At 57.2% G+C, this 24781-nt stretch carries 19 protein-coding genes; 11 read left to right on the top strand and 8 right to left on the bottom strand.

All coding sequences use genetic code 11. The annotated features are described in order from the left end of the window. Nucleotides 1-7: 7 nt before the first annotated feature. On the top strand, nt 8-547 hold the full coding sequence (gene gspB, locus ACE3MN_RS21955; RefSeq protein WP_375364168.1) for a type II secretion system assembly factor GspB: 540 nt from the start codon (nt 8-10) through the stop codon (nt 545-547). A 28-nt stretch (nt 548-575) separates the two neighbouring features. Here the strand turns inward: gspB and pulS are convergent, their stop codons facing one another. Then, nucleotides 576-953, bottom strand: a complete 378-nt coding sequence (pulS, locus tag ACE3MN_RS21950) for a GspS family T2SS pilot lipoprotein variant PulS (protein WP_220982917.1) — start codon at nt 951-953, stop codon at nt 576-578. A gap of 572 nt (nt 954-1525) precedes the next feature. On the opposite strand from pulS, the gene mrcB reads away from it, so the two are divergent. The 5 genes from mrcB to fhuB all read left to right on the top strand — a co-directional run bounded on the left by mrcB (nt 1526) and on the right by fhuB (nt 10272). Beyond that, a complete protein-coding gene (gene mrcB / locus ACE3MN_RS21945; RefSeq protein WP_004872057.1) occupies nt 1526-4081 on the top strand; it encodes a bifunctional glycosyl transferase/transpeptidase in 2556 nt (851 codons plus the stop codon). 274 nt (nt 4082-4355) lie between these two features. Further along, nucleotides 4356-6560, top strand: coding sequence for a ferrichrome porin FhuA (fhuA, locus tag ACE3MN_RS21940; RefSeq protein WP_102650230.1), 2205 nt, complete (start codon nt 4356-4358; stop codon nt 6558-6560). Between the two features lie 45 nt (nt 6561-6605). Further along, entirely contained in the window at nt 6606-7403 is a 798-nt protein-coding gene (fhuC, locus tag ACE3MN_RS21935) for a Fe3+-hydroxamate ABC transporter ATP-binding protein FhuC (protein WP_024360353.1), read from the top strand. Further along, nucleotides 7403-8293, top strand: coding sequence for a Fe(3+)-hydroxamate ABC transporter substrate-binding protein FhuD (gene fhuD / locus ACE3MN_RS21930; protein WP_024360354.1), 891 nt, complete (start codon nt 7403-7405; stop codon nt 8291-8293). The genes fhuC and fhuD overlap by 1 nt, the downstream gene beginning before the upstream one ends. Then, nucleotides 8290-10272 carry a Fe(3+)-hydroxamate ABC transporter permease FhuB gene (fhuB, locus tag ACE3MN_RS21925; RefSeq protein WP_102650231.1) on the top strand — a complete coding sequence of 661 codons (1983 nt, stop codon included), beginning with the start codon at nt 8290-8292 and terminating at the stop codon, nt 10270-10272. Before fhuD ends, fhuB begins: the two co-directional genes overlap by 4 nt. 118 nt (nt 10273-10390) lie before the next feature. Here fhuB and hemL read toward each other — a convergent pair whose 3' ends face one another. Further along, nucleotides 10391-11671 carry a glutamate-1-semialdehyde 2,1-aminomutase gene (gene hemL / locus ACE3MN_RS21920; protein ID WP_102650232.1) on the bottom strand — a complete coding sequence of 427 codons (1281 nt, stop codon included), beginning with the start codon at nt 11669-11671 and terminating at the stop codon, nt 10391-10393. Nucleotides 11672-11851: 180 nt separating this feature from the next. Between hemL and clcA the strand changes: the two genes are divergently transcribed. Continuing rightward, complete coding sequence (gene clcA, locus ACE3MN_RS21915) at nt 11852-13270, top strand: H(+)/Cl(-) exchange transporter ClcA (RefSeq protein ID WP_004872045.1); 1419 nt, start codon at nt 11852-11854, stop codon at nt 13268-13270. 81 nt (nt 13271-13351) lie between these two features. Next, nucleotides 13352-13696 (top strand): iron-sulfur cluster insertion protein ErpA, encoded by a 345-nt coding sequence (gene erpA, locus ACE3MN_RS21910; RefSeq protein ID WP_004098733.1) that lies wholly within the window; start codon nt 13352-13354, stop codon nt 13694-13696. 86 nt (nt 13697-13782) lie between these two features. Here the strand turns inward: erpA and ACE3MN_RS21905 are convergent, their stop codons facing one another. The 3 genes from ACE3MN_RS21905 to mtnN form a co-directional block, all read right to left on the bottom strand. Next, nucleotides 13783-14406 (bottom strand): TRIC cation channel family protein, encoded by a 624-nt coding sequence (locus tag ACE3MN_RS21905; protein ID WP_004129095.1) that lies wholly within the window; start codon nt 14404-14406, stop codon nt 13783-13785. A gap of 180 nt (nt 14407-14586) precedes the next feature. Then, nucleotides 14587-15387 carry a vitamin B12 ABC transporter substrate-binding protein BtuF gene (gene btuF, locus ACE3MN_RS21900; RefSeq protein ID WP_004872042.1) on the bottom strand — a complete coding sequence of 267 codons (801 nt, stop codon included), beginning with the start codon at nt 15385-15387 and terminating at the stop codon, nt 14587-14589. Next, the gene (gene mtnN / locus ACE3MN_RS21895) at nt 15380-16078 is read right to left on the bottom strand and encodes a 5'-methylthioadenosine/S-adenosylhomocysteine nucleosidase (protein ID WP_024360357.1); all 699 of its coding nucleotides are present in this window, start codon (nt 16076-16078) and stop codon (nt 15380-15382) included. Before mtnN ends, btuF begins: the two co-directional genes overlap by 8 nt. 84 nt (nt 16079-16162) lie before the next feature. On the opposite strand from mtnN, the gene dgt reads away from it, so the two are divergent. The 3 genes from dgt to cdaR all read left to right on the top strand — a co-directional run bounded on the left by dgt (nt 16163) and on the right by cdaR (nt 20600). Further along, nucleotides 16163-17677 carry a dGTPase gene (gene dgt / locus ACE3MN_RS21890; protein ID WP_024360358.1) on the top strand — a complete coding sequence of 505 codons (1515 nt, stop codon included), beginning with the start codon at nt 16163-16165 and terminating at the stop codon, nt 17675-17677. 134 nt (nt 17678-17811) lie between these two features. Further along, entirely contained in the window at nt 17812-19251 is a 1440-nt protein-coding gene (degP, locus tag ACE3MN_RS21885) for a serine endoprotease DegP (RefSeq protein WP_004098740.1), read from the top strand. Between the two features lie 191 nt (nt 19252-19442). After that, nucleotides 19443-20600: a DNA-binding transcriptional regulator CdaR gene (gene cdaR, locus ACE3MN_RS21880; RefSeq protein ID WP_004098741.1), complete on the top strand. Its 1158-nt coding sequence runs from the start codon at nt 19443-19445 to the stop codon at nt 20598-20600. A 46-nt stretch (nt 20601-20646) separates the two neighbouring features. Here cdaR and ACE3MN_RS21875 read toward each other — a convergent pair whose 3' ends face one another. The 3 genes from ACE3MN_RS21875 to glnD form a co-directional block, all read right to left on the bottom strand. Next, a complete protein-coding gene (locus ACE3MN_RS21875) occupies nt 20647-21036 on the bottom strand; it encodes a DUF3461 family protein (protein WP_004872029.1) in 390 nt (129 codons plus the stop codon). 107 nt (nt 21037-21143) lie between these two features. Next, a complete protein-coding gene (gene dapD / locus ACE3MN_RS21870; protein ID WP_004872026.1) occupies nt 21144-21968 on the bottom strand; it encodes a 2,3,4,5-tetrahydropyridine-2,6-dicarboxylate N-succinyltransferase in 825 nt (274 codons plus the stop codon). Nucleotides 21969-22002: 34 nt separating this feature from the next. Beyond that, nucleotides 22003-24666 carry a bifunctional uridylyltransferase/uridylyl-removing protein GlnD gene (gene glnD, locus ACE3MN_RS21865; protein WP_024360359.1) on the bottom strand — a complete coding sequence of 888 codons (2664 nt, stop codon included), beginning with the start codon at nt 24664-24666 and terminating at the stop codon, nt 22003-22005. Between the last annotated feature and the right edge of the window lie 115 nt (nt 24667-24781).

The following is a 24781-nucleotide window of genomic DNA, read 5'->3' as shown; positions in this document are numbered from 1 at the left end:
TGTCTTGATGAAGGAGAAGCCGGTGCTTGTTCGCCCGCAAGAGCCGTACCCGCAGTCCGAGCCCCCGGCGGCGGTAGGAAGAATGGTGCAGATCCCCTACGTGACCGTACCGCTGTACGCCGCGCTGCTGATTGCGCTCGGATGGTTCGGCGGCGAGCAGTGGCGGAACAAGCCCGAGCCGCAGCCGATGAGGCAGTCGGTAGCCCATGCGGCGTTAGTCCCGCTGAATCAACCGGCGGTCAAAGCTGCCGTGGCGCCGGTTAACGCCGGGCCCGAAATTCAGGCTGAACCGGAAATAGCGATAGATGAAGATAACCTGCCGCCTCTGCGCTACAGCGCGCACGTCTATGCTTCACTGGCGGATAAACGCAGCATTGTATTAAACGGACAGTCCTGGAAGGAGGGCGACTCGCCGCTGGCGAACCTGGTTATCGAGCAGATTCAGCAGGACCTCACCGTATTTAGCTTCAACGGTAAAACGTTTACCCTCGCGGCGCTGGATGACTGGCCGGGCGGGGCGATTGAGGAGAGTCCGCAGGCAGAATAAAATAGCGCTGGCGGAATATAAATAAGCGCTATTTATTGTCGCGCAGGCTATCAATAAAGGGCGCCAGCTGGCGATTAAACTGGCTGCATTTTGTCGCTTCCGGGGTACTGTCCTGCTGGAGCTGTTGATATAGCTGCGCGCTGCGCTGGCTTAAAAGATTCGCGTCAATATTCGCCCATCCGCGCTTTTTACCCACGTTTATTGCCGCACGGTTAATCGCTTCATCGGCGGGCAGATCGCTGCGGTTGCACTTATTCTTCAGATAGCGCGCCCCGGCGGCGACGGAGGCAAGCTGCTCTAACTGGGCCTGACCGCTCACGGCAGGACTGAGGGTTGTCGGGCGATTTTGCTGACAACCTGAGAGCAGGACGACCGCCATCAGCGGAAATAGAATAAAGTTGCGCATAATATATTAATCGGAAAAATTAATTGGCTGACAGTTTAACAAATATTTATCCGTAGTCATCAGAAAATCTGCCAAATTAACAATGTTAAGCCGCTCGCGTTTTTATCATTGCGCGCTTTTAAATTTCTTTTTCTTTCATCTGCGTTATTTCTTTTTGCTGGCGGAAATACTATTTTCCGGCGTTACCGTTCCGCTTTCTTTTGGCGGTATGCAGAAGGAGACGGGCGGACATGTTTATGTTGTTAAAAAACATAATAATTTCCCTTTTGTTACCTGATGAGCATGTAAAATGCTGGTTAAGAATGTCACGGTTTAGTGCTATCCTGTATCGCCTGGACAATCAGTTCCGTGTCCCGAACTATTCTGTCGATGAAGCCGGTAACAATGTGATTTGTATGGTGAATTTTTAAAGTGAAAATCATGCGAGCGACATGATAACGCGTCGCGCAGTTCATAAATGGTCGCCTGAAAGCCAAAACGGTCGGGCGTCAATTTGAGAGATTTCTTCTTTCCCCCAATCGGGGAAACATTGAGAATCAGGCTTTTACGCCTGTAAGTTGCGGAGAAAAAGCATGGCGGGAGATGACCGCGAGCCGATCGGACGTAAGGGGAGACCCTCGCGCCCGGCAAAACAAAAGGTAACTCGCCGTCGGGTTCGGGAAGAGGACTACGACGACGATTACGATGATGACTATGAGGATGAAAAACCGATGCCGCGGAAAGGAAAAGGCAAAGGCGGTAAACCCCCTCGTCGTAAACGGGCCTGGCTATGGCTGCTGATTAAGATTGGGGTCGTCTGCGCGGTGTTGATTGCCGCCTATGGCGTCTACCTCGATCAGAAAATCCGTAGCCGCATTGACGGTAAAGTCTGGGATCTGCCCGCCGCGGTCTATGGCCGGATGGTCAACCTTGAGCCGGATATGCAGATCAGCAAAAACGAAATGGTGCGTCTGCTTAACGCCACGCAGTATCGCCAGGTGAGCGCGATGACGCGCCCGGGCGAATATACGGTACAGGCCAACAGCATCGAGATGATCCGCCGTCCGTTCGATTTCCCGGACAGTAAAGAAGGACAGGTGCGCGCGCGTCTGACCTTCAACGGCGATCGCCTGGATACCATCGAGAATATGGATAATAACCGCCAGTTCGGTTTCTTCCGTCTCGATCCGCGCCTGATCACCATGCTGCAATCGGCCAACGGCGAACAGCGTCTGTTTGTTAAGCGCAACGGCTTCCCGGATCTGCTGGTCGATACCCTGCTGGCGACGGAAGACCGCCATTTCTACGAACACGACGGCATCAGCCTCTACTCGATTGGCCGCGCGGTGCTGGCGAACCTGACCGCCGGGCGTACGGTGCAGGGGGCGAGTACGCTGACCCAGCAGCTGGTGAAGAACCTGTTCCTCTCCAGCGAACGTTCCTACTGGCGTAAGGCTAACGAAGCCTATATGGCGCTGATCGTTGATGCCCGCTACAGCAAGGATCGTATTCTTGAGCTGTATATGAACGAAGTGTACCTCGGTCAGAGCGGCGATAACGAGATCCGCGGCTTCCCGCTGGCGAGCCTCTATTACTTTGGCCGTCCGGTGGAAGAGCTGAGCCTCGATCAGCAGGCGCTGCTGGTGGGGATGGTAAAAGGCGCGTCGGTCTACAACCCATGGCGTAACCCAAAACTGGCGCTGGAGCGACGCAACCTCGTGCTGCGTCTGCTGCAGCAGCAGCAGGTTATCGATCAAGAGCTGTATGACATGCTGAGCGCGCGTCCGCTGGGCGTACAGCCGCGCGGCGGGGTTATCTCTCCGCAGCCGGCGTTTATGCAGATGGTGCGCCAGGAGCTGCAGGCGAAACTGGGCGACAAAGTGAAAGATCTCTCCGGCGTGAAGATCTTCACCACCTTCGACTCAGTCGCGCAGGATGCGGCGGAAAAGGCGGCGACGGAAGGTATTCCGGCGCTGAAGAAACAGCGTAAGCTGCCGGATCTGGAAACCGCGATGGTGGTCGTCGATCGCTTCACCGGCGAGGTGCGGGCGATGGTCGGCGGGGCGGAGCCGCAGTTTGCCGGCTATAACCGCGCAATGCAGGCGCGCCGTTCAATTGGTTCACTGGCAAAACCGGCGACCTATTTGACCGCGCTAAGCCAGCCGAACCAGTATCGTCTCAATACCTGGATTGCCGATGCGCCTATCTCGATTCGCCTGTCTAATGGCCAGACGTGGTCGCCGCAGAACGACGACCGTCGCTACAGCGATAGCGGTAAGGTGATGCTGGTCGACGCGCTGACGCGTTCGATGAACGTGCCGACGGTGAACCTTGGGATGGCGCTGGGCCTGCCGGCGGTGGTCGATACCTGGACTAAACTGGGCGCGCCGAAGAATCAGCTGAACGCGGTTCCGTCGATGCTGCTGGGGGCGCTGAACCTGACGCCGATTGAAGTGGCGCAGGCGTTCCAGACCATCGCCAGCGGGGGCAACCGCGCGCCGCTGTCAGCGCTGCGTTCCGTTATCGCCGAAGATGGTACCGTGCTCTATCAGAGCTATCCGCAGGCGGAGCGCGCGGTGCCGGCCCAGGCGGCTTACATGACGCTATGGACCATGCAGCAGGTTGTGCAGCGCGGTACCGGTCGCCAGCTGGGCGCGAAGTATCCGGGCCTGCATCTGGCGGGTAAAACCGGGACCACCAACAACAACGTTGATACCTGGTTTGCCGGTATTGACGGTGGTCAGGTGACCATTACTTGGGTGGGTCGCGATAATAACCAGCCGACCAAGCTGTACGGCGCCAGCGGCGCAATGTCCATTTACCAGCGCTATCTGGCAAACCAGACCCCGACCCCGCTGGTGCTGACGCCGCCGGAAGACGTGGTGGATATGGGCGTCGATGGCAGCGGTAACTTTGTCTGCAGCGGCGGCATGCGCTCGCTGCCGGTATGGACCACCACGCCGGACGCGCTGTGCCGCCAGGGCGAACAGATCCAACAGCAGCAGCTCCAGCAGCAGCAGGCGAATAATCCGTTCAACCAGTCCGGGCAGCAGCCGCAACAGCAGCAAAACCAGCAGCAGCAACCGCCGAAGCAGGAGAAGAGCGATGGCGTCGCGGGCTGGATTAAGGATATGTTCGGCAGTAATTAACGTTCCGCTTCATCCTTTAAGCCGACGCTTCGTCGTTTAAATGGATGCTAAAATAGTGGCCCTCTAATACCTCAGTATTAGGGGGCCTTTTTATATCGATAAATTAATTAACACCCGCTTAACTCCACACTTACCGTCTGGTTATTTATTCATCCTTTGATATTTCGTCAGGGGCATATTTCTTGCCTTGCCGCGATCGTTTCGCCTATTATGTCAGCCGTTATAATAATAATTCTCGTTTACGTTATCATTCACTTCTATTAGAGATATACCCATGGCGCGTCTTAAAACTGCTCAGCCAAATCACTCGCTGCGTAAAATCGCAGCTGTAGTAGCCACGGCGGTTAGCGGCATGTCTGTTTATGCACAGGCGGCAGTTGAACCGAAAGAAGAAACCATCACCGTAACCGCCGCTCCGGCTCCGCAGGAGAGCGCCTGGGGACCGGCAGCGACCATCGCGGCGAAACATTCGGCGACCGCAACAAAAACCGATACGCCCATCGAAAAAACGCCGCAGTCTATTTCCGTAGTGACCCGCCAGGAAATGGAGATGAAGCAGCCGACGACGGTTAAAGAAGCGCTGGCCTATACGCCGGGCGTATTCTCGACTCGCGGCAGCTCAACCACCTATGACGTAGTGACGATTCGCGGCTTCACCACGTCGACGACGGTGAACACCAACCAGTATCTGGATGGGATGAAGCTGCAGGGGAATAACTATTCTGAAGTGTCGATGGACCCCTATTTCCTTGAACGTGTTGAAGTGATGCGTGGGCCAACGTCGGTGCTGTACGGCAACAGCAACCCTGGCGGTATCGTCAGCATGGTCAGCAAGCGACCGACCACTGAGCCGCTGAAAGAAATCCAGTTTAAAATGGGTACCGATAATCTGTGGCAGACGGGGTTTGATTTCAGCGATGCCATTGATGATGACGGGGTGTGGTCGTATCGCCTGACCGGTTTGGGTCGCAGCCAGGATGCCCAGCAGCAGATGGCGAAATCGACCCGCTATGCGGTCGCGCCCTCCTTTAGCTGGCGTCCGGATGACAAAACGGACTTCACTTTCCTGAGTAATTTCCAGAGCGATCCCTATGCCGGGTATTACGGCTGGCTGCCGCGTGAAGGGACAGTGGTGCCGTATTACGACGCCAACGGTAAGGCGCACAAGCTGCCGACGGACTTCAACGAAGGCGAAGCGAATAATAAGATGTCTCGCCGTCAGCAGATGGTCGGCTACAGCTTCTCGCACCAGTTTGATGACACTTTCACCGTGCGTCAGAATCTGCGTTATGCGGATGTCCATACCCTGTATCGTTCAGTCTACGGCAACGGATATACGCCGACAGGCAAAATCAACCGCGCGTATGTTCGCTCCGATGAGCATCTCAATACGTTCACCGTTGATACCCAGCTGCAGTCTGATTTCGCAACCGGCGTGGTAGGGCACACTCTGTTAACCGGCGTGGATTATTCGCGCATGCGTAATGATGTTAAGGCCGACTACGGGACGGCTTCCGCGATTGACATGCAGAACCCGCAGTATGGCAATCCAGACGTCAGCGTTAACTTCCCCTATTCGGTGCTGAACCGCATGGAGCAGACCGGCCTGTACGCGCAGGATCAGATGGCGTGGGATAAGTGGGTGATGACGCTGGGTGGCCGCTACGACTATGCGATGGCTTCCACCCTGACGCGCCCTGCGAATACCCTCGCCAAAAATCACGATCAGCAGTTCACCTGGCGCGGCGGCATTAACTATCTGTTTGATAATGGTATCTCGCCATACTTCAGCTACAGCCAGTCCTTTGAGCCGGTTTCCGGATCGTCGCGGGATGGCAAACCCTTCGATGCTTCCCACGGCGAACAGTACGAAGCCGGCGTGAAGTACGTACCGAAGGATATGCCGGTTGTGCTGACCGCCGCGGTATATCAACTGACCAAAGATAAAAACCTGACGGCGGATCCGAACAACTCCTCGTTCAGTATCCAGACGGGCGAAATCCGCTCACGCGGGATTGAGCTGGAGGCGAAAGCGGCGGTTAACGCCAACGTCAACGTGACGGCTTCCTATACCTATACCGACGCCCAGTACCAGCATGACACCACCTTTAACGGCAAGCGTCCGGCGGAAGTGCCGCGCAATATGGCGTCGCTGTGGGCAGACTACACCTTCCACGAAACCGCGCTGAGCGGCCTGACGGTGGGCGCCGGGGCGCGCTATGTCGGTTCAACGGTAAGCTATTACAAAAACAATACTTCGACGGGAAAAAAAGACGACTCCTTCAACGTCGCGGGCTACGCGTTAATGGATGCTACCGTGAAATATGATCTGGCGCGCTTTGGTCTACCGGGTTCGTCGATCGGGGTCAACGTCAACAACCTGTTCGATCGCGAATACGTTTCCAGCTGCTACAGCGAATACGCCTGCTACTGGGGCGCTGAACGCCAGGTTGTGGCGACCGCGACTTTCCGTTTCTAACCACTTAACGGGCGCGGTTCGCCGCGCCTCTGACCAGGTTCCGTTATGCAGGAAAACATTCCGCACTCCGATACGACGTTTTCACTGGACCGCGTGACCTTCCGCGTGCCCGGCCGAACGCTGCTGCATCCTCTGTCGTTAACTTTCCCGGCGGGAAAAGTCACCGGCCTGATTGGCCATAACGGCTCCGGCAAATCAACGCTGCTGAAAATGCTTGGCCGCCATCAGCCGCCGTCGGATGGGGATATTTTGCTCGACGGCCAGCCGCTCGACAGCTGGGGCAGCAAAGCGTTTGCCCGCAAAGTCGCCTATTTGCCGCAGCAGTTGCCACCGGCGGAAGGCATGACGGTGCGTGAGCTGGTGGCGATCGGCCGCTACCCGTGGCACGGGGCGCTGGGGCGTTTTGGCGCGGCGGATCGGGAGAAAGTGGAAGAGGCGATTGCGCTGGTCGGGCTTAAACCGCTGGCCCAGCGGCTGGTGGACAGCCTCTCCGGCGGTGAACGCCAGCGCGCGTGGATTGCCATGCTGGTGGCCCAGGATAGCCGCTGCCTGCTGCTTGATGAACCGACCTCGGCGCTGGATATCGCCCACCAGGTGGATGTGCTGGCGCTGGTTCATCGCCTCAGCCAGCAGCGCGGGCTGACGGTGATCGCCGTCCTGCATGATATCAATATGGCGGCGCGCTACTGCGACTATCTGGTTGCGCTTCGCGGCGGTGAGATGATCGCTCAGGGAACGCCCGCGGCGCTGATGCGCAGCGAAACCCTGGAACAAATTTACGGCATCCCGATGGGGATCCTGCCGCATCCGGCTGGCGCAGCGCCAGTAAGTTTTGTCTATTGATGGAAAACCTCACATTCATCACGCGGCGGCGCCTGCTGACCGCGATGGCGCTGTCGCCGCTGCTATGGCAGATGCGCGGCGCGCGGGCGGCGGAAGTGGATCCGCAGCGTATTGTCGCGCTCGAATGGTTGCCGGTAGAGCTGCTGCTGGCGCTGGGCGTCACGCCCTACGGCGTTGCCGATATCCCTAACTACAGGCTGTGGGTCAATGAACCGGCGCTGCCTGATTCGGTGATTGACGTTGGGCTGCGCACCGAACCCAATCTGGAGCTGTTGACGCAGATGAAGCCGTCGTTTCTGGTCTGGTCGGCAGGATATGGCCCGTCGGCGGAAAAGCTGGCGCGTATTGCGCCCGGACGAGGATTCACCTTCAGCGACGGCAAGCGTCCGCTGATGATGGCTCAGCAGTCGCTTAGCGAAATGGCTGCCCTGATCGGCAGGCAGCAGGAAGCGAAGCGCCATCTGGCGGAATTTGACGCGCTGATGGAGAGCCTGCGTCCGCGCTTTGCCCGTCGCGGCGATCGCCCGCTGCTGATGATTACCCTGCTTGATACCCGCCACGTGCTGGTCTTTGCGCAGAACTGTCTGTTCCAGGAAGTGCTCGACCGCTTTGCCATCAACAATGCCTGGCAGGGCGAGACCACCTTTTGGGGCAGCGTCACCGTCGGTATTGACCGGCTGGCGGCCTACAGAGACGCCGACGTTATCTGCTTCGATCACGGCAATGCGCGGGAGATGGCGCAGCTCACGGCGACGCCGCTGTGGCAAGCGATGCCGTTCGTTCGCGCAGGGCGTTTTCAGCGCGTCCCGGCGGTGTGGTTCTATGGCGCGACGCTATCGGCGATGCATTTTGCCCGCGTGTTGGCCGATGCTCAGGGAGGCCCGGCGTGAGATCGCGTATTTCGCCTTTGGCGACATCTCTGCTGTTAACTCTGCTTATCGTCGCTGCTGCGCTGACGCTGTTCAACCTCAATGTGGCGCTGCCGCGAAGCGAGTGGGGACAGGCGCTCTGGCAGCCGAGTATCGATAATATCGCCCAGATGCTGTTCCACTACAGCCTGCTGCCGCGGCTGGCGATATCGCTGCTGGTCGGCGCCGGGCTGGGGCTGGTGGGCGTGCTGTTCCAGCAGGTGCTGCGTAACCCGCTGGCGGAGCCGACGACGCTCGGCGTGGCGACCGGGGCGCAGCTGGGCATGACGGTCATCACGCTATGGGCAATCCCTGGCGTGCTGGCGTCGCAGTTTGCCGCGCTGGCCGGGGCCTGCATTGTCGGCGCGCTGGTGTTTGGCGTGTCGTGGGGCAAACGCCTCTCGCCGGTGACGTTGATTCTGGCAGGCTTGGTGGTGAGTCTCTACTGCGGCGCGCTTAATCAGCTGATGGCGATCTTCCATCATGACCAGCTGCAAAGCATGTTCCTGTGGAGCACCGGCACCCTGACGCAGACCGACTGGAGCGTGGTGCAGCGGCTGTGGCCGCAGCTGCTGGGCGGGGCGATTCTGACCCTGCTGCTGCTGCGTCCGCTGACTCTGATGGGGCTGGACGACGGCGTGGCGCGCAATCTCGGTCTGGCGCTTTCTCTGGCGCGGCTGGGGGCGTTGACTCTGGCGATTATCATCAGCGCCCTGTTGGTGAATGCGGTGGGGATTATTGGTTTTATCGGTCTGTTCGCGCCGCTGCTGGCGAAGATGCTGGGCGCTCGCCGCCTGCTATCGCGCCTGCTGCTGGCGGCCCTGATTGGCGCGCTGCTGCTGTGGCTCTCCGATCAGCTCATCCTGTGGCTGGCCCGGGTGTGGATGGAGGTCTCCACCGGTTCGGTGACCGCGCTGATTGGCGCGCCGCTGCTGCTATGGCTGCTGCCGCGCCTACGCAGCATTAGTGCGCCGGTGATGAACGGTGGCGATAAAGTGCTGGCTGAACGCCAACATGTGCTGTGGTTCGCGCTGGGCGGGCTGGCGATTCTGCTGCTGGCCATCGTCGCGGCGCTGGCTTTCGGCCGCGACGCGCAGGGCTGGCACTGGGCCAGCGGAACGCTACTGGATCAGCTAATGCCCTGGCGCTGGCCGCGCATTCTGGCGGCGCTGTTCGCCGGCGTGATGCTGGCGGTGGCGGGCTGCATTATCCAACGCTTAACCGGTAATCCGATGGCCAGTCCGGAAGTGCTTGGCATCAGCTCGGGCGCGGCGTTTGGCGTGGTGCTGATGCTATTTTTCGTGCCGGGCAACGCCTTTGGCTGGCTGCTGCCCGCCGGTAGCCTCGGCGCGGCGGCGACGCTGCTGGTTATCCTGGCTGCCGCCGGGCGCGGCGGATTTTCGCCGCACCGTATGCTGCTGGCGGGGATGGCGCTGAGTACCGCGTTTACCATGCTGCTGATGATGCTGCAGGCCAGCGGCGATCCGCGAATGGCGCAGATCCTGACGTGGATTTCCGGCTCCACCTACAGCGCGACGCCGGAGCTGGTGGTGCGCAGCGGCGTGGTGATGCTGATCCTGCTGGCGCTGGCCCCGCTCTGCCGCCGCTGGCTGACGATTCTGCCGCTGGGCGGCGAGGCGGCGAGGGCGGTCGGTATGGCGCTGACGCCGTCACGCATTGGGCTACTGCTGCTGGCGGCATGTTTGACCGCGGCCGCAACGCTAACGATTGGCCCCCTCAGCTTTGTGGGATTAATGGCGCCGCATATTGCGCGTATGATGGGATTCCGGCGTACGATGCCGCATATGGCGATCTCCGGCCTGATTGGCGGGGTGCTGCTGGTGTTCGCCGACTGGTGCGGCCGGATGATGCTGTTCCCGTATCAGATCCCGGCGGGCTTGTTGTCGACGTTTATCGGCGCGCCGTACTTTATCTATCTGTTAAGAAAACAGAGCCGGTAGCTTTTCCGCATCGCGATGCCCGCCGGGCGTCGCGATGTTATAAGCCGCTTATTGATTTTCAAAGAGTGCAGCACCTCGGAGAGGCATTGCCGGGGCTGAGCAGCCCCGGCAATCAGAGTTACAGCTTCGCGAAGGCGTTACGCGCGGCGGCAACGGTGTTGTCGATATCTTCTTCGCTGTGGGCGATGGACATAAAGCCCGCTTCAAACGCCGACGGCGCCAGATAGACGCCCTCTTCCAGCATCAGGTGGAAGAAGCGTTTGAAACGCTCTACGTCGCATTTGACCACGTCCTGGTAGCAGGTCACGGTTGGCGCGTCGGTAAAGAAAATGCCGAACATGCCGCCAACGTTATTCACCACCAGCGGGATACCGGCATCGCGAGCGGCGTCCAGCAGACCCTGGGCCAGCTGGTTGGTCAGTTCGGTTAGCGTCTCGTGCACGCCGGGCTGCGCCACTTCGCTTAAGCAGGCGAAACCTGCCGCCATGGCAATGGGGTTGCCGGAGAGGGTGCCTGCTTGATAAACCGGGCCGGTCGGCGCGAGGGCATCCATCACTTCACGACGACCGCCGAATGCGCCTACCGGCATACCGCCGCCGATGATTTTGCCAAGGCAGGTTAGATCCGGCACCACGCCGTAGTAATCCTGCGCGCCGGCCAGCGCCACGCGGAAGCCGGTCATCACTTCATCGATAATCAGCAGCGCGCCGAACTCGTCGCACAGCGCGCGCAGGCCCGGCAGAAACTCCGGCAGCGGCGGGATACAGTTCATATTACCGGCCACCGGCTCAACGATGATGCAGGCGATATCCTGCGGATACTGTTCGAACGCGGCGCGAACCGATGACAGATCGTTATAGGTGCAGGTCAGCGTGTGTTTGGCGAAGTCCGTCGGCACGCCCGGCGAGTTCGGTTGGCCGAGCGTCAGCGCGCCTGAGCCGGCCTTCACCAGCAGGCAGTCGGCGTGGCCGTGGTAGCAGCCTTCGAACTTAATGATTTTGTCACGACCGGTGAAGCCGCGGGCCAGGCGAATGGCGCTCATGGTCGCTTCGGTACCGGAGTTCACCATGCGAACCATATCCATGGTCGGGACCAGTTCGGTAACCAGCGCCGCCATTTTGACTTCCATCTCCGTCGGCGCGCCAAAGCTTAAACCGCGTTCGGCGGCTTCAATGACCGCGTTGCGGATGGCCGGGTGGTTGTGACCCAGCACCATCGGGCCCCAGGAACCGACATAATCGATATACGCTTTACCATCAACGTCGTAAAGGTAAGCGCCGTCTGCGCGCTCGATAAACAGCGGCGTACCGCCGACGCCGGTGAAGGCACGTACCGGAGAGTTCACGCCGCCGGGAATAAGTTCACGCGCAGCGTTATACAGATTTTCAGATTTGCTCATTGCCTGGGTCCTGGTTCGTGAAAAATGTTTTGTCGACTATTCTAAGTTATTCCAGGAAGGTTATGAAAGTTTTGCCCAATTGAAACAATGAGGTCGCGGCGCATTTTTTTGACGACGGCGCTTGTCCGGTTGGCTAGAATGCCCTTCTTTCTATTTGTATTACTCATCATTGATAATGGCATGAAAGCAGAAAATCCCTCTTCTTCAGCACATCAGTTCGTACGCGTTCGCCGCAGCGATGCCGTGCGTCGGTTGATTCAGCGTGATAAGACGCCGCTGGCGGTGTTATTAATGGCCGCCGTTGTCGGAACGCTGGCGGGGTTGGTCGGCGTCGCGTTTGAGAAAAGCGTCAACTGGGTGCAGAACCTGCGTATTGGCGCGCTGGTAGAGGTGGCTGACCACTGGTTTCTGGTGTGGCCGCTGGCCTTTATACTCTCCGCTTTGCTGGCAATGGTGGGCTATTTCCTCGTGCGGCGTTTTGCGCCGGAAGCGGGCGGCTCCGGGATCCCGGAAATTGAAGGCGCGCTGGAAGAGCTGCGTCCCGTCCGCTGGTGGCGCGTGCTGCCGGTGAAGTTTATCGGCGGCATGGGTACGCTGGGCGCGGGAATGGTGCTGGGACGCGAAGGGCCGATGGTCCAGCTTGGGGGCAACCTTGGGCGTATGGTGGTGGACGTGTTCCGCATGCGTAGCCCGGAAGCGCGCCATACGCTTCTGGCCACCGGCGCCGCGGCGGGGCTCTCCGCCGCCTTTAACGCGCCGCTCGCCGGGATTCTGTTTATTATTGAAGAGATGCGCCCGCAGTTTCGCTACAACCTGATCTCCATTAAAGCCGTATTTACCGGCGTGATTATGGCCACCATCGTTTTCCGTATCTTCAACGGCGATAAAGCGGTTATCGAGGTTGGTAAGCTCAGCAATGCGCCGGTCAACACCCTGTGGTTGTATTTGATCCTCGGGATGATTTTTGGCTGCATTGGCCCACTGTTTAATACGCTGGTGCTGCGTACCCAGGACATGTTCCAGCGGATCCACGGCGGCAATATCAAAAAGTGGGTGCTGATTGGCGGCCTGATCGGCGGCAGCTGCGGCGTACTGGGGCTGATTCAGCCAACGGCATCCGGCGGCGGGTTTAACCTGATCCCTATCGCCGCGGCGGGCAATTTTTCCGTTGGCCTGCTACTGTTTATTTTTATCGCGCGGGTGATCACCACGCTGCTCTGCTTCTCTTCCGGCGCGCCCGGCGGTATCTTTGCGCCGATGCTGGCGCTGGGGACGCTGCTGGGGACGGCATTTGGTATGGCGGCGACCCCGCTGTTTCCGGCGTATCATCTGGATGCAGGAACCTTTGCCATCGCCGGTATGGGCGCGCTGCTCGCCGCCTCGGTTCGCGCGCCGTTGACCGGCATCGTTCTGGTGCTGGAGATGACCGATAACTATCAGCTCATTTTGCCAATGATTATTACCTGTCTCGGCGCAACACTATTGGCACAATTCCTCGGCGGTAAGCCTTTATACTCGACAATCCTGCAGCGCACCCTGGCAAAACAAAAGGCGGAGCAGGAAGCCAGGGCGCAGCCGGTCGGCGGGGAGAATACTTGAACGATTTACTCGGGTATTGGATAATGGCTCAAAAGGTCGGGTTATTCTTTAACCGGTCAGAAGTATCAATGGGAGCATAAAATGAGTGATGACGTAGCGTTGCCGCTGGAGTTTACCGAAGCCGCAGCGATTAAAGTAAAAGACCTGATTGCTGATGAAGACAATCCCAACCTGAAACTGCGCGTATATATCACCGGCGGTGGCTGCAGCGGTTTCCAGTACGGTTTTACCTTCGACGATCAGGTTAACGAAGGCGATATGACTATTGAGAAGCAGGGCGTCGGCCTGGTGGTTGACCCAATGAGCCTGCAGTATCTGGTCGGCGGCGCCGTCGATTATACCGAAGGTCTGGAAGGTTCGCGTTTTATCGTGACCAACCCGAATGCGAAAAGTACCTGCGGCTGCGGCTCCTCGTTCAGCGTTTAAAGATAGCGCGGCCCCCCCAGCCTCTCCCACAGAGAGAGGGAGCCAACGCGAAAAACGGTAACGTTAAGGTTACCGTTTTGCTTTTATTACCGCCCATTCTCATCAAGCGCAAAAGTTGGCAGCTTCAGGTGCCAGCGGATTGCCGCCAACCTGATGACCAGCGTGACCACCATACCTATCATCGCCGCGTTTTCTAACGGAACCTGAAAAGTGTAGTACGCCGTCGCATGCACGATGCCGCCAACGATGCAGGCCGTGGCGTAGATTTCCGTACGCAGTATCATCGGGATTTCGCGCGCCAGCACATCGCGGATGATCCCCCCGCCGACGCCGGTGACGACGCCCATACAGACGGCCACCAGCGGCCCGCTATGGGCAATAAAGGCTTTGTTGACGCCGATACCGACAAACACCGCCAGACCAACGGCGTCCAGCACCGGCAGTACCCATTTGGGTAACCGGCGCGGCTGGCGCACCAGCAGGATAGTGAACATGCTGGTGACCATCGCCACCACCAGATCGGTAGGATCTTTAACCCAAAATACCGGGCCGTTAGCAAGGGCCATATCGCGAATAGTCCCGCCGCCCACCGCAGTTACCACGCCTAATACCAGCACGCCGAAAGGGTCCATGCGCAGCTTTCCAGCCAGCAGGACGCCGGAGATGGCAAACACGGCGGTGCCAATAATATCCAGCCAATAGACAAGCATCGTCAGTTCCCACTTATAGTCTATCCCATCAGGCTATTTCATTTGCCAGTTTGGCCCTGGTCAGCGCTTACGAACCTCACGTACTGCGTGTACGCAGCGGTTGTTCCGCGCTGTCCTCCAGACTGGCTGCAACAATTGCGCCTGGTGGGATAGGTTCTGAGCACCTGGGTTAGCAGGTGGTTATTTTATCTGCTCGAGCGCAGTACAGAGTTGTTTTGCGGCGAGGATAATACGTGGGCTCGCGCGTTCAAACCAGTCGCCATGTAGCGCAATAAACGAAATTTTTAGCTGATTCTGCCAATAGCGCTCAACGGCGGGAAGTTGACTGGCGTCGCCGGCGATGACAATGGCCTGAGGCTGCCTTGCCAGTACCTGTTCACGGCTCACCTGCGGCCAGGGAACCCGGCTGGCGGCAAAAATGTTTTCTCCACCGCACAGGGTCAGAACCTGATCCTGAATCGATCCTTTGCTGGTGGTAAAGAGCGGGCTGGCGCCGAACTGTAAAAAAACGCGTTTTTTCGGCCCGCTCGCATAGCGGGCTTTTAAGGTCTGGTACTCGTCCTGCATTTTCTGCGCCGCTTGCCGCGCCTTTTCCGGCTGCGGGCTCCACTGCGCCAGCTGGCGAAGCGTTGCGATAATGTCTTCAATGGTCGACGTTTCGACCCAGATGACTTTTATCCCGAGCGAGCTAAGCTGATTCACCTGACGTTCAGCGTTGCCGCCGCGCCACGCCAGCACCATGTCGGGCTTGAGGGCGACGATACGTTCCAGATTCATTCCTTGCCAGCTGGAAACCTGCTCTATTTTTGCGGCTTCAGGGGGATAATCGGAGTAGCTGCTGACGCCAACCGGCGTAATACCGGCGGCAAACGCCAGTTCAGTATTGGCGGGAGAGAGCGTAATCACCCGCGGCGCGGCGAAAAGCCATGCCGGGGCGAGCAGCATCAGGACGGCAAGCGCCGCGTTGAGCGACTTAGCCACGGGCCAGGTGCTGCACCAGGTTTTCCACCATCAGGGTGGATTGCTTCGCGGCAACGGCGAGAAACTCGTCGAAGCTCAGGTGCGACTGCTGGTCGGCAACATCAGAGATCGCGCGAACGACAACAAACGGTACGCCATAGTTGTGGCAGACGTGCGCGATGGCGGTGGCTTCCATTTCTACCGCAACGGCCTGGGGGAAGTTGTGGCGGATTTTTGCGAGGCCAATAGAACCGTTGATGAAGGCGTCGCCGCTGACGATCAGTCCGCGTACCGCATTCAGGTTCAGCGCCTTGATGCAGGTCTCCGCGGCGGCAATCAGCTTATCATCGGCTTTGAAACCGGCAGGGCAGCCCGGCAGTTGGCCATACTCATAGCCAAACGCGGTGACGTCCGCGTCGTGATAGCGCGTTTCGTCGGAAACGACGATATCGCCGACTTTCAGGGTTGATGCCAGACCGCCCGCGGAACCGGTGTTAATAATCACATCCGGCTTGCAGTGCTCCATCAGCAGGGTCGCACCCATGGCGGCGGCCACTTTGCCAATACCCGATTTCAACAGAGCGACGTCAATACCCTGAAGCTGGCCGGTGTAGATTTCGCTGCCGCCGATAGTGAGGGTCTGGCGGTTGTCGATTTTGTCGCGCAGAAGGGTAACTTCTTCTTCCATTGCGCCAATAATGCCGATTTTCATAGATTTACTCGCGATATGTGGGTTTTAGCGGCATAGTCTATCATGCGCTTAGAAGGAAACGTTATTGCTCGCTCGGGGGAGATCATGGCTAAGATCGATTTTCGCAACAAGATTAACTGGCGTCGCCGCTATCGTTCACCGCAGGGCGTTGAGACGGAGCGTGAAATCCTGCGAATTTTCGAAAGCGATCGCGGGCGCATCATCAACTCTCCGGCGATCCGCCGGTTGCAGCAGAAAACCCAGGTTTTCCCGCTGGAGCGCAACGCCGCGGTGCGAACCCGTCTGACCCACTCCCTGGAGGTTCAACAGGTTGGCCGCTATATCGCTAAAGAAGTGCTGAGCCGCCTGAAAGAACAGAAGCTGCTGGAGAGCTACGGGCTGGATGAGCTCACCGGGCCGTTCGAAAGCATCGTTGAAATGGCCTGCCTGATGCACGATATCGGCAATCCGCCTTTTGGCCATTTTGGCGAGGCGGCCATTAACGATTGGTTCAGCCAGCGGCTTTTCCCCGGCGATGCGGCCAGCCAGCCATTAACTGACGATCGCTGCGTGGTCGCGGCGTTGCGCCTGCAGGAAGGCGATAGCCAACTGAACGAGCTCCGACGCAAGGTTCGCCAGGATTTATGCTGGTTTGAAGGCAATGCCCAGGGCATTCGCTTAGTGCACACGCTGATGCGAATGAATCTGACCTGGGCGCAGGTGGGCTGTATTCTAAAATATACGCGTCCGGCATGGTGGCGCGGGGAACCGCCAGCCAGCCACAATTATTTAATGAAAAAACCTGGTTATTATTTAGCCGAAGAGGGCTATATTGCGAGGTTACGTAAAGAACTGGATCTGGCCCCTTACAATCGCTTCCCATTAACGTGGATTATGGAAGCTGCGGATGACATCTCATATTGCGTCGCCGATCTTGAAGATGCGGTAGAAAAACGCATCTTCAGCGTAGAGCAGCTTTATCAGCATCTCTATGAAGCCTGGGGCGTTCACGAAAAAGGCTCTTTGTTTAATCAAGTTGTCGAAAACGCCTGGGAGAAATCGCGTGCGAATTCTCTTAGCCGGAGTACCGAAGATCAGTTTTTTATGTATTTACGGGTGAATACGCTCAATAGACTGGTACCCTACGCGGCGCGGCGGTTTATTGATAATCTGCCGAAGATTTTTAGCGGTGATTTTAATCATGCTCTGCTTGAGGACGACAGCGATTGCAGCCAACTGCTTGAGCTTTATAAAAATGTTGCGGTAAAACATGTATTTAGTCATCCTGATGTCGAGCAGCTGGAGCTGCAGGGCTATCGCGTTATCAGCGGTTTGTTGGATATCTACCAGCCGCTGCTAAAATTATCGCTGGATGAATTTAGTCTGCTGGTGGAAAAAGAGCGGGTGCGCAGTTTACCGATTGCATCGCGTCTCTTTCAGAAACTTTCAACCCGCCATCGGTTAGCTTACATAGAGGCCGTAAATAAGATTTCGCGCAATAATCCGGAATTTCCGGTGCTGGAATATTATTATCGCTGTCGTCTCATTCAGGACTATATCAGCGGAATGACCGACTTGTATGCATGGGATGAATATCGACGATTGATGGCCGTAGAATAAGGGTAAGTTTTGTAAAGACGGACAATAAATTTTTACTTTTACCAAAACTTCATTCCGGAACTTCGCGCTATAAAATGACTCTGATAGTCACCAACACAGCAACTATTCGTTATCTGAAATCGAGATTGAAACATATGAAAAAAACCACGTTAGCAATGAGTGCCCTGGCTCTGAGTTTAGGTCTGGCGTTGTCCCCTCTCTCTGCGAGCGCGGCGGAAACAGCTTCTTCGGCGACTAATGCGCAGCAAATGCCAAGCCTGGCCCCGATGCTGGAAAAAGTGATGCCGTCGGTCGTGAGCATTAACGTTGAGGGGAGCACCACCGTTAATACGCCGCGAATGCCGCGTAACTTCCAGCAGTTCTTTGGCGATAATTCGCCGTTCTGTCAGGATGGTTCTCCGTTCCAAAGCTCTCCGTTCTGTCAGGGCGGCGGGCAGGGCGGCGCGCCGGGTAGCGATGGCGGCCAGCAGCAGAAATTTATGGCCCTCGGTTCCGGGGTGATCATCGATGCCGCTAAAGGCTATGTCGTCACCAACAACCACGTAGTGGATAACGCCACCACGATCAAAGTTCAGCTGAGCGATGGACGTAAGTTCGACGCGAAAGTGGTCGGTAAAGACCCGCGTTCTGATATTGCGCTGATTCAGATTCAGGATCCGAAAAACCTGAGCGCGATTAAGCTGGCGGACTCTGATGCCCTGCGCGTTGGTGATTACACCGTAGCGATCGGTAACCCGTTTGGCCTGGGCGAAACCGTCACCTCGGGGATCGTCTCCGCATTAGGTCGTAGCGGCCTGAACGTTGAAAATTATGAAAACTTTATCCAGACCGATGCGGCGATTAACCGCGGTAACTCCGGCGGCGCGCTGGTTAACCTCAACGGCGAGTTGATCGGTATCAACACCGCGATTCTGGCGCCGGACGGCGGTAACATTGGTATCGGCTTCGCGATTCCGAGCAACATGGTGAAAAACCTGACCGATCAGATGGTCAAATTTGGCCAGGTTAAACGCGGTGAGCTGGGTATCATGGGGACCGAGCTGAACTCCGAACTGGCGAAAGCGATGAAAGTCGACGCTCAGCGCGGCGCTTTCGTCAGCCAGGTGATGCCGAACTCGGCGGCCGCTAAGGCGGGCATTAAGGCCGGCGACGTGATTACGACTCTGAACGGTAAGTCGATCAGCAGCTTTGCCGCGCTGCGTGCCCAGGTGGGCACCATGCCGATCGGCAGCAAAGTCGAGCTTGGCCTGCTGCGTGACGGTAAGCCGGTGACGGTGACCGTTGAGCTGCAGCAAAGCAATCAGAATCAGGTTGATTCAAGCACTATCTTCAACGGTATTGAAGGTGCTGAAATGAGCAACAAAGGCCAGGACAAAGGCGTTGTGGTGAGCAATGTGAAAGCGGGAACGCCGGCGGCGCAGATTGGCCTGAAGAAAGGCGATATTATCGTTGGCGCTAACCAACAGCCGGTGAAAAATATCGCCGACCTGCGCAAAATCTTTGATGCCAAACCGTCGGTTCTGGCCCTCAATATCCAGCGCGGCGATACGTCGATTTATCTGCTGATGCAGTAATTCTTGACGGTTCGCAAAGCCCCTTTTCTCCTTGTGGAGGAAAGGGGCTTTTTTATTGCTGCTGGACCTTTCCTTTTTCGTTCTGTGACATCTTCCACAACTCCATACATCTTGCCCCGCCTTTGTGCGAATGCACAATGCGGCGTTTTGCCAACTCTTTTATGCTGGTAGCCTGCTCACGGGAGGGTTACATGGCTGGCTGGCATCTTGATACCAAAATGGCGCAGGATATCGTGGCGCGTACGATGCGCATTATTGATACCAATATTAACGTAATGGATGCCCGCGGGCGCATTATCGGCAGCGGAGACCGCGAGCGAATTGGTGAATTGCACGAAGGGGCGCTGCTGGTACTTTCTCAGGGGCGGGTTGTCGATATTGATGATGCCGTTGCCCGACATCTGCACGGCGTGCGTCAGGGAATAAACCTGCCGCTGCGTCTCGAAGGGGAGATCGTCGGCGTCATCGGTCTGACCGGGGAACCGGAGTCGCTGCGCAAATACGGGGAACTGGTTTGTATGACCGCCGAGATGATGCTGGAACAATCGCGGCTGATGCATCTTCTGGCCCAGGATAGCCGTCTGCGCGAAGAACTGGTCATGAACCTGATTCAGGCGGAAGAGAATACCCCGGCGCTGACCGAGTGGGCCCAGCGTCTGGGGATCGATCTCAATCAGCCGCGCGTGGTGGCGATGATAGAAGTAGATAGCGGCCAGCTGGGCGTAGATAGCGCGATGGCGGAGCTGCAGCAGCTCCAGACCGCGTTGACCACGCCGGACCGTAATAATCTGGTGGCCATTGTCTCGCTGACGGAAATGGTGGTGCTGAAACCCGCGCTGAATGCCTTTGGCCGCTGGGATGCGGAAGATCATTGCAAACGGGTCGAGCAGCTGATCAGCAGGATGAAAGAGAACGGTCAGCTGCGTTTTCGCGTGGCGTTGGGAAACTTTTTTACCGGGCCGGGCAGCATCGCCCGTTCATACCGCACCGCCAGAACCACGATGATGGTCGGCAAGCAGCGGATGCCGGAGAGCCGCAGCTATTTCTACCAGGATTTGATGCTGCCGGTGCTGCTTGATAGCCTGCGCGGCGGCTGGCAGGCCAATGAACTGGCGCGCCCGCTGGTTCGTCTGAAGGCGATGGATAACAACGGTCTGCTGCGCCGCACCTTACAGGCATGGTTTCGTCATAACGTGCAGCCGCTGGCGACCTCAAAGGCGCTGTTTATTCACCGCAATACGCTGGAATACCGTTTGAACCGCATTTCTGAGCTGACGGGGCTGGATTTAGGCAATTTTGACGATCGTCTGCTGCTGTATATTGCGCTGCAGCTCGATGAGCAGAGATAGAATATCGTTCCCGGCCGGGAGGATTAACGCCGGGAACAGGCTCAACTTATTTGTTGCGCGTCAGTTTTTCCAGATCGGATTCGATTTCGCTGATCTTATTGGTGACAACGCTTTCCAGGTGACGCAGATCGTCAAGAATCTTACGTTTCAGATCGATTTCGCTACGATCGCGCTGACAGATTTGATCCAGCTCGTCGATGATATAGCGTAGGTTAGGGCTAATTTCCTGGACTTCTTTATACCCCTGGCCCACGCCGTCGGCGACCACGGTTTTGCGCTGACGCGGATATTTGAACTTGACGCTCTTAGCGAAGAACTCGCCTTTATCCTTCTGAAAGTAGATTTTCAGAATGTCGTTGTTGGCTTCCTGCCGCAGGCTATAGCGATCGATTTCATCAGGATTGGTAATACCAAGACTTTTCAGATTATCGTACATAACGGTACCTTTGATATCATCGTAATCTTTGAATAATTAACGAAAAAATCTATCTTCGCCAGCTTAATATATAAAAAAAGCGGGATGCCTCCCGCTTTTCATACTGCTTAGTCGATGGTACGCAGAAGTTCGTTGATTCCAACCTTGCCGCGGGTTTTGGCATCGACTTTTTTGACAATGACCGCGCAGTACAGGCTGTATTTGCCATCTTTTGACGGCAGGTTGCCGGAGACGACGACGGAGCCTGCCGGAACGCGGCCGTAGAACACTTCACCGGTTTCGCGATCGTAGATTTTGGTGCTCTGGCCGAGGTACACGCCCATAGAGATAACGGAACCCTCTTCGACGATAACGCCCTCAACGACTTCGGAACGCGCGCCGATAAAGCAGTTATCTTCGATAATGGTCGGGTTAGCCTGCAGCGGCTCCAGTACGCCACCGATACCGACGCCGCCGGACAGGTGGACGTTTTTGCCGATCTGCGCGCAGGAACCGACGGTCGCCCAGGTATCCACCATGGAGCCTTCGTCAACGTAGGCGCCGATGTTCACATAGGACGGCATCAGAACCGTATTACGAGCGATAAACGCCCCCTGACGAACGGCCGCTGGCGGAACGACGCGGAACCCTTCTTTCTGGAAACGCGCTTCATCATAATCCGCGAACTTCATTGGGACTTTATCGAAGTAGCGGCTTTCCGCACCATCGATAACCTGGTTATCGTTAATACGGAAAGAGAGCAGAACCGCTTTCTTCAGCCACTGATGGGTGACCCACTGGCCGTCAATTTTTTCAGCGACACGCAGCGCGCCGGAATCAAGCAGAGAAATCACCTGGTTAACCGCTTCGCGGGTCACGGTATCCACGTTTGCCGGGGTGATGTCGGCGCGACGCTCAAAAGCGGACTCAATAACGTTCTGTAATTGCTGCATTGTTTACTCTTTCCATTTACTTAAAAAAAATACGTTACCCTTTATCGTTTGGATTGAGGGCCTCTGTCAACCGTTGTTGCACTTCTTGCTGTAGCTCATTATTAAGGGCGCGCCGGTCTGCGGTGGCGATTATAAATAAATCTTCTACTCGCTCACCAATTGTCGTAATTCGCGCCCCGTGGAGCGAAATGCCGAGGTCGGCAAACACCTGGCCGACGCGCGCTAACAGACCCGGCTGATCGAGAGCAATCAGCTCAAGAAAGGATTTCCGGTCGGTATGCGTCGGCAGGAAATTCACCTCCGTCGGCACGGAAAAATGCCTCAGCTTCGCCGCCTGACGACGGGGCGCCGGTGGCTGCCAGCTGCGCTGGCTGAGGGTTTGTTCCAGGCCCACGCGGATCATCTCGTGCCTGTCGGCGGAAAGCGGGCTGCCGTCCGGCTCAAGAACGATAAAGGTATCCATCGCCATGCCGTCGCGGGTGGTGAAGATCTGCGCATCGTGAACGCTAAGATTGCGGCGATCCAGCTCGCCGCAAACGGCGGCAAAGAGGTAAGGGCGGTCCGGACTCCAGATAAAAATCTCGGTGCCGCCGCGCGTGGCGTGGGAACTGAGCAGGATCATCGGCTTGCTGAGATCGTGCTTCAGTAGATTGCGCGCATGCCAGGCGAGCTGGTTTGGCGTATGGCGCACAAAGTAGTTGGCGCGGCAGCGGTTCCAGATTTGGTGCAGCGCCTGTTCATTGATATTTTCCATCCGCAGCAGCGCCAGCGCCTGTAGCTGATGGTGACGCACCCGCTCGCGCATATCCGGCGTGTTTTGCATCCCCCGGCGCAGCTGTTTTTCGGTGGCGAAATAGAGCTCGCGCAGCAGGCTCTGCTTCCAGCTGTTCCACAGGTTTTCGTTGGTGGCACAGATATCGGCGACGGTCAGACAGACCAGATAGTGCAGACGATTTTCCGTTTGCACCTCTTCGGCGAACTGCTTGATCACTTCCGGATCCTGAATATCGCGACGCTGGGCGGTAACCGACATCAGCAAATGATGGCGCACCAGCCAGGCGACCAGTTGGGTTTCGCGCGAGTTAAGGCCGTGAAGCTCGGCGAATTTCAGTACGTCCTGCGCGCCGAGAATCGAATGGTCGCCGCCGCGCCCTTTGGCGATATCGTGAAAGAGGGCGGCGATAAGGATCAGCTCCGGATGCGTCAGGCGCGGCCACAGTTCCACGCACAGCGGATGGCGGCTACGGGTCTCTTCTTTGGCGAAGCTCTCAAGCTTCAGCAGCACGCGGATGGTGTGTTCATCAACGGTATAGGCGTGAAACAGATCGAACTGCATCTGGCCGACAATATGCGACCATTGCGGCATATAGGCCCACAGCACGCTATGGCGGTGCATCGGCAGCAGCCCGCGGCTTACCGCGCCCTGATGGCGCAGCATACTGAGGAACAGGGTCCGCGCTTCCGGAATGTAGCAAAGCGGCTGCGTCAGATGACGGCGGGCGTGGCGCAGATGGCGAAGCGTGGTGGAGTAAATGCCGGTGATGCTGCTGTTGCGCACCATCGTATAGAACATGCGCAGAATGGCCTGCGGTTCACGGATAAACAGCGTGTCATCGCGCAGATCGATAAGCGTGCCGCGCAGTTGAAAATCATCATCAATCGGTCGCGGCTTCTCATCCTCGGTGAGCGCGAGAATCGCTTCTTCGAACAGCTGGATCAGCATTTGGTTCAGCTCGCTCACCCGACGGGTGACGCGGAAGAAATCCTTCATCATATGCTCAATCGGCTGGTTGCTTTCGCCTTCATAGCGCAGACGGCGGGCGACGCTGAACTGCCTGTCGAACAGCAGGCGATTATCGTAGCGGTTGAGCTCAAGATGTAGCGCAAAGCGAATGCGCCAGAGCTGATGCAGGCATTCGTTTAGCTCGTTGCGTTCGGCTTCGGTCAGAAAGCCGAAGCCGACCATTTCATCAAGCGAGGTGGCGCCGAAATGGCGGCGCGCGATCCACTGTAGGGTGTGGATATCGCGCAGGCCGCCCGGGCTGCTTTTCACGTCCGGCTCCAGGTTGTAGCTGGTCCCGTGATAGCGCTGATGGCGTACATTCTGCTCTTCAACTTTTGCCGCAAAGAACTTTTCCGATGGCCAGAAGCCGTCGCTGAATATGTGCTTTTGTAGTTCAAGGAACAGCGCGACGTCGCCAATAAGCAGACGCGATTCAATCAGATTGGTGGCGACGCTGAGGTCCGACAGCCCCTCCAGCAGGCACTCTTCGAGGGTGCGCACGCTGTGGCCGACTTCCAGTTTAATATCCCACAGCAGCGTCAGCAGCTCGCCGACCTTTTGCGCCTGCTCATCGGGGAGCTTTTTGCGGCTCAATATCAGCAGATCGATATCAGAAAGCGGGTGCAGTTCGCCGCGGCCGTAACCGCCGACGGCGACCAGCGCGATGTCGTTAATGGAACCGAAACCGTACTCGACCCACAGCCGCTGGAGCAGCTGATCGATAAATTCGGTACGTGCTTCAATCAATCTTTCCGCGGCAATACCGCTATCAAAAGCCTCGCCCAGCCAGCGCTGAAAAGCGTCGATAAGCGCCTTAATCGTCGCGCAATTGAAATCACTTTTTGGCCACTCGCCCGGATTTTCTGGCTGAGCGGACAGGTCAGGGGGGACAGTATTAGATAAAGAGTTGCTCATTGCGCCACCATAAGAAAAAACTATCGCCCATAAAAAATCGCCGGGAGCGATTTTTAACGTCGCCTGCGGCGGCCCAAGGGGTGACGGGCAGGACGCCCGTCATAAAAAAGCCGGC

The sequence above is a fragment of the Klebsiella grimontii genome, assembly GCF_042137965.1.
Taxonomy (GTDB): Bacteria; Pseudomonadota; Gammaproteobacteria; order Enterobacterales; family Enterobacteriaceae; genus Klebsiella; species Klebsiella grimontii.
Note: the sequence above shows the minus strand (reverse complement) of the source record. Positions and strands in the feature narration are given on the sequence as shown.